The 5,581-nt window shown below is 26.5% G+C and carries 4 protein-coding genes and 1 pseudogene; all 5 read left to right on the top strand.

Going from position 1 to position 5,581, the window contains the following annotated elements:
• Positions 1 to 232, top strand: a pseudogene (locus M3Z80_RS08875) (glycosyltransferase family 4 protein); the annotation flags it as partial.
• On the top strand, positions 229 to 1,347 hold the full coding sequence (locus M3Z80_RS08870) for a DegT/DnrJ/EryC1/StrS family aminotransferase (RefSeq protein ID WP_293919257.1): 1,119 nt from the start codon (positions 229 to 231) through the stop codon (positions 1,345 to 1,347). The pseudogene M3Z80_RS08875 and the gene M3Z80_RS08870, both read left to right, overlap by 4 nt.
• An 8-nt stretch (positions 1,348 to 1,355) precedes the next feature.
• Complete coding sequence (locus tag M3Z80_RS08865; protein WP_293919256.1) at positions 1,356 to 2,402, top strand: SDR family NAD(P)-dependent oxidoreductase; 1,047 nt, start codon at positions 1,356 to 1,358, stop codon at positions 2,400 to 2,402.
• A gap of 26 nt (positions 2,403 to 2,428) precedes the next feature.
• Complete coding sequence (locus M3Z80_RS08860; RefSeq protein WP_293919255.1) at positions 2,429 to 3,238, top strand: polysaccharide biosynthesis/export family protein; 810 nt, start codon at positions 2,429 to 2,431, stop codon at positions 3,236 to 3,238.
• Between the two features lie 19 nt (positions 3,239 to 3,257).
• Positions 3,258 to 5,581: exopolysaccharide transport family protein (locus tag M3Z80_RS08855; protein ID WP_293919254.1), on the top strand; the 2,324-nt coding region annotated here is incomplete at its 3' end.

Genomic DNA, 5,581 nt, shown 5'->3' with positions numbered 1-5,581 from the left:
ACGTTCCCCCTTTAAAGCAGATAAAAATCACATGCACCATAGGTATCTTCGTTTAGGTTTGTCTCACAAACAAGTATCATTATGTATGGTGGCAGAAAATGTTATTATTATACTTGTAGCATATTTTTTAAGACATATAAATGTTCATTTATTACTTGTAATTATTTTATCTTTAGGTTTAATATTCTCATTTTTACCTTTATTAATTAAAAATAATAAATCAAATACATGAATAATTTCCCCAAAATATACCTATCTCCTCCCCATATTGATCATTTAGAAATCGAGAACGTAGTCAAAGCTTTAAAAAGCGGCTGGATTTCTCCTTATGGTTCTTATATTCAAGAATTTTCAAGTAAATTATCTCAATATTTCAACAAGAAAGTTTTATTAACTAATAGTGGTACCTCTGCTCTACATTTAGCTCTTAAATTAGCCGAAATTGCAGATGGCGATTATGTATTATGCTCTAATTTCACTTTTGCAGCCACTGCTTTCCCTATTTTATATGAAAAAGCAATTCCTGTATTTATCGGTTCTGAAAAAAGAACGTGGAATATATCGCCAGAATTCCTCCAATATGCGATTGATGATTTAAGGAAAAAACATATTTATCCTAAAGCGCTTATTGTTGCACAAATATATGGTATGCCTGCCGAAATGGACCAAATAATTAATATTTGTAAAAATAATAACATAATTGTCATTGAAGATGCTGCTGAAGCTTTAGGTTCTTCCTATCATAATATTCCTGTAGGAGCATTGGGTGATTATGGAATTTTATCTTTTAATGGAAATAAAATAATAACAACCTCACAAGGGGGAACACTTATTCTTCCAAATGAAAAAAAATATAAATATGCTGAAAAGTTAGCTTCTCAAGCAAAAGAAAAGGCTGACTATTATAAGCATAACGAAATAGGCTATAATTATGCTTCTAGCAATATTCTTGCAGCACTGGGAAGCATACAATTCGATAAGTTAAATAAAAAAGTAAATAAACGAAGAAAAATTTTTAATTTTTATCTTACGAAATTTAAAGATAAATTCGATGTTGAATACCAAATGGAAATTAAGAATAGCATCGCCAATAGATGGTTAAGCACATTTATATTTCCCGCATCATTAAACAAAAAAATTAAAAGTTCTCTCGAAAAAAACAATATTGAATCAAGATATCTTTGGAATCCATTAAATAAACAAAAAGTGTTTAAGGATTTTCCATATTTCGGTAATTCTCTTTTTGAAAATAAATTATTTAATAACGGATTATGTCTCCCTTCCGGAGATAATTTAAAAGAAATCGATTTAGATAAAATTTTAGCAGTTATTGAAAAAAATATTTAGTTAAAACAATGCCTAATAAAGAAGATATTATTAAAATTAAAAATAAAGAAATTTCTTTTGAAGAGTTATTCAGTAAAAACATAGATTATTCATTTAAACAATTTAATTATTTAGATGATAAAATTATATTTGTGACTGGCGGTGGCGGATCTATAGGATGTATATTAATAAAACGCTTGTTGGAACAAGGAAGTAAAAAAATAATTGTTTTAGATCATTCAGAATATGCTATTTTCAAACTTAAACTAAAGTTCAAAAATGAAATCGATAACAAAAGACTATATCTTTTTTTAGGAGATATCAGAAATATCGATACAATTAAAAAAATTTTTTCAAAATTTCCAATTCAAATTGTTTACCACACAGCAGCCTATAAGCATATAGATATTTTAGAAAGCAACTATGAAGAATCAATCTCTGTAAATATAAACGGATCTTTAAATTTATTGAAGGAAGCTTCACGATATAACAGCATTGAGCAGTTTATATTTGTTTCCACTGATAAAGCGGTAAAACCTATAAGTAATATGGGCATATCAAAAAGAATAACTGAATTATATCTTTTAAAAGAAATATTTCAGAATAAAAATACTAGAAATATAAAAATTAAAATTATACGATTCGGAAATGTTTTTAATAGTAGTGGTTCGGTTTTTACCATTTTTAAATACCAAATCGAAAATAAATTGCCTATAACCATTACAAGTAAAAATATGAAAAGATATTTTATTTCTAAATATGAAGCTTCAATAGGAATGCTTGAAATAACAGCTCCCATTAATCATTCAGGTATATATATATTAGATATGGGAAAATCATTAAATATTGACAACCTTTTAAAAAAATTAATAAAAAAATTAGTTCTCAATTTTACACCGAAAATTACATATTTAGAAGAAATACCAAAATTTGAAAAATTAGAAGAAATATTATATTTTCCTTTTGAAAAAATAGAAAATAATATTTTTAATTACAAAAAAATAGATTTAATCAATTACAATATGAGAAAAATAGAAACTGAAATCATTAATCTTATGCTACTATTAAAAAAATAATTATTTTTGCAATTTAATTTATAATAATGAAATTATATAAATCAATTTTTCTTGTTTCTTTCACTTTATTATTTTTGTGTTCTTGCATTGGTGTAAAGGATTTAAAGTATCTTCAACCAAGTGAGAATTTACAATTTAATGAATATGGTCTTATACCTGTAATTTATGAAAACTACCGAGTTAAAAAAGATGATATTTTAGCTATGACTCTTATCACATCAGATAAAAACGCATCAAAATTTTTATCTGAAGAAAATACATCTGTTTTTAAAGGAGGAACAAATAGCAGTGATGGTAGATTAAGAACCAGCGGATTAATCGTGGATGCTAATGGTTATATTTCAATATACGGTCTAGGAGAATTTTACGTTTACGGGTTAACATTATCCGAAATTACAGATTTAGTTCAGGCAAAATTAAATGAAGTTCTCTATAATGAAGGAAAAGCAGAAGTTAGGATGAACATAGGAGCTATAAAATATTATATGGTAGGAGAAATAAATTCACCAGGCGAAAAAACAGAATTATCCAATAGAGTTGATTTATTACAAGCCATAGCTAAATCCGGAGATTTAACAAAATTTGCAGATCGACGTCATATAAGAATCATTAGAGAGTATCCTGAAGGAAAAAAGAATATAGTACTTGATGTAACACGTGATGATATTCTTAATTCACCTTATTTTTATTTACAATCGGGAGATCAAGTAATTATAGACCCATTAAAAGAAAAAATATCTGGTTTAGGAGGAGGTACCACAATTGGGGATGTGACACAATTTTTATCTGTAGGAATTCAAGCAATAACTACGTATTTATTTTTTAAAACCTTATAGTAATTCTTAATATCGGAACATGCATACCTCTAACTTGCAAAGTATAAATCAAAATAAAAATCAAAAAAATAAAAATTCTGATTTCCTGGAAAATAACTTTTTTAGTTTTGAAAGGTTCATCCGAAGACTTATAAAAAATTGGTATTGGTTTTTGATAGCTTTCATATTTGGATGGACCATAGCTTTTCTGGTAAATCGATTTTCAGACAGATTTTTTCAGTCTTCCACGACTGTAAGTATCTCATCCGGAACATCAAGTGTATTAGCGCCTAACCAATCTATAAATTTCATATGGGGAGGTAATAATGGCGCCACTCAAGGAATATATTATAAGAAATTATTATCATCAAGAACACATAATGAAAATCTCGTTAAATCACTTGATTTATATATTAATTATTATTTAAAAGGGAATATTAAAACAACTGAAATTGATTATGTAGATATTCCTTATAAAATTGTAATTGATACAAACTATGCCCAAGCCTTATATACAGATGTTAAGGTTGATGTGCTTCCTAATAAAAAATTTAAACTTACCTTTCCCGATAATTTAAATGAAAATTGTTTCCTTTACACTAATGAAAGTTATTATGCTAGAAAAGATAAATATAAAAAAGAACTTATCGTACCTTTAAATACTTGGATAAAAACAAATAATTTAAAATTCAAATTCGTAAAGAATAATGAATATGAAGGAAGATTTGGAGATAATGTAACTGACCTCAGCTTTTATTTTTATTTATCAACTATTAACAATGCTGTATCCAAGATAAAATCATTAGTTTCAATCGATTTTGATAAAGATTTACCTTCAATAATGATAATTACTAAGAAAGGATTAAGTTTAAATGGAACGATAAATTTTTTAAATAAATCTGTAGATGATTTGATTAAGAAAAGACTGGATGATAAAAATAAAGTTAATCTAAATACTATTGAATTTATTAAGAATCAACTTATAATAACTAAAAGAAAATTAGATAGTGCCACAGCTATTTTTCAAAGAGTTCAGCTCGATAATAAAATATTTTCAAAAGCCGATGTAAGTACTACTGTTTTATTATCCAAAATACAATCACTTGATATTCAAAGAGAAGAACTAAAATCAAAAATAGAAGCAGTAAATCAGTTAAAAAAATCAACATTTAATAAAAATTTCTATTTAGATGGAGACATATTAGGTATTTCAGATAAAAATTTAGATGAATTAATCCAAAATGTACAATCATTTGAACAGGAAAAAAAGGATTTATTATTAATTTATAGAGAAAATTCAGAGCCTATTAGTGAAATAAATTATAAAATTAATAATGCTAAAAATAAAGTCGCATCAATTTTAGACAATTCATCTAAAGATCTTTTTAATAACTTAAAAAATGTTAATAACCAAATAAGTAATTTGGAGCTTGATATAGAAACCCTTCCGGAAAAAGAACGGCTATTTGTTAATGCTCAAAGAGGATATTTATTAAATGACGGAATTTACAACACTCTTTTAGATAAACTATCTGAAGCAGAAATGAGAAAAGCTACAACTATATCTGATATTACCGTATTAGATAAAGCTAAGAACACAGGACAGGCACCAATAACTCCAAATATTAAGCAAAACAAATATAAATTTATAGGAATCTCATTAGTTATTCCATTAATTCTTTTATTTTTAATTGAATTATTAGATAACAAAATAAAATTAATTTCAGATTTAAAATCTATTACGAAAATTCCAATTATAGGAACTATTGGTCCAAAAAATACTGAAAATAATTTAGCAGTGTTAGCCAGACCAAAATCTAGCATTTCTGAAAGCTTCCGTGCTATTCGATCCAATTTAAGATTCCTATACAATGAAAAAGATATTAAAGGTGGAAAAGTTTTCCTAATAACTTCTTCCATCGGAAGTGAAGGTAAAACATTTATTGCAATTAATTTAGCATCAGTTTTAGCGCTTAGCGGAAAAAGAACCGTTCTAGTTGGAATGGATTTGAGAAAACCTAGAATTTTTGATGATTTTAAAATAAGTAATAAAGTCGGATTATCAGGATATTTATCCGGAGCAAATTCTTTAGATGAGATAATTAAAAAAACTGAATATGATAATTTGGATATTATAACTGCTGGTCCCATTCCCCCCAATCCTGGAGAATTGCTTATTAGTCCCGAAAATGAACAACTTATAAAAATACTAAGAGATCTATACGATTATATTATTATTGATTCTCCTCCTGTAGGCTTGGTTATTGATGCATATGATTTAATCTCGCTTTCAGATGCGAGAATATATGTCACCAGATGTAACTATACTTATAAGCAACTATTAAAAGGAATTAATGAAAAATA

Source organism: Apibacter sp. (genome assembly GCF_025291155.1).
Classification (GTDB): domain Bacteria; phylum Bacteroidota; class Bacteroidia; order Flavobacteriales; family Weeksellaceae; genus Apibacter.
The sequence above is the reverse complement of the archived record's forward strand: the minus strand, read 5'-3'. Positions and strand labels throughout refer to the sequence as shown.

What these genes read in the sequence shown, in the direction of transcription:
- M3Z80_RS08870 (WP_293919257.1), top strand. Translation starts at nt 229, where the DNA reads ATGAATAATTTCCCCAAAATATACCTATCTCCTCCCCATATTGATCAT.
- M3Z80_RS08865 (WP_293919256.1), top strand. Translation starts at nt 1,356, where the DNA reads ATGCCTAATAAAGAAGATATTATTAAAATTAAAAATAAAGAAATTTCT.
- M3Z80_RS08860 (WP_293919255.1), top strand. Translation starts at nt 2,429, where the DNA reads ATGAAATTATATAAATCAATTTTTCTTGTTTCTTTCACTTTATTATTT.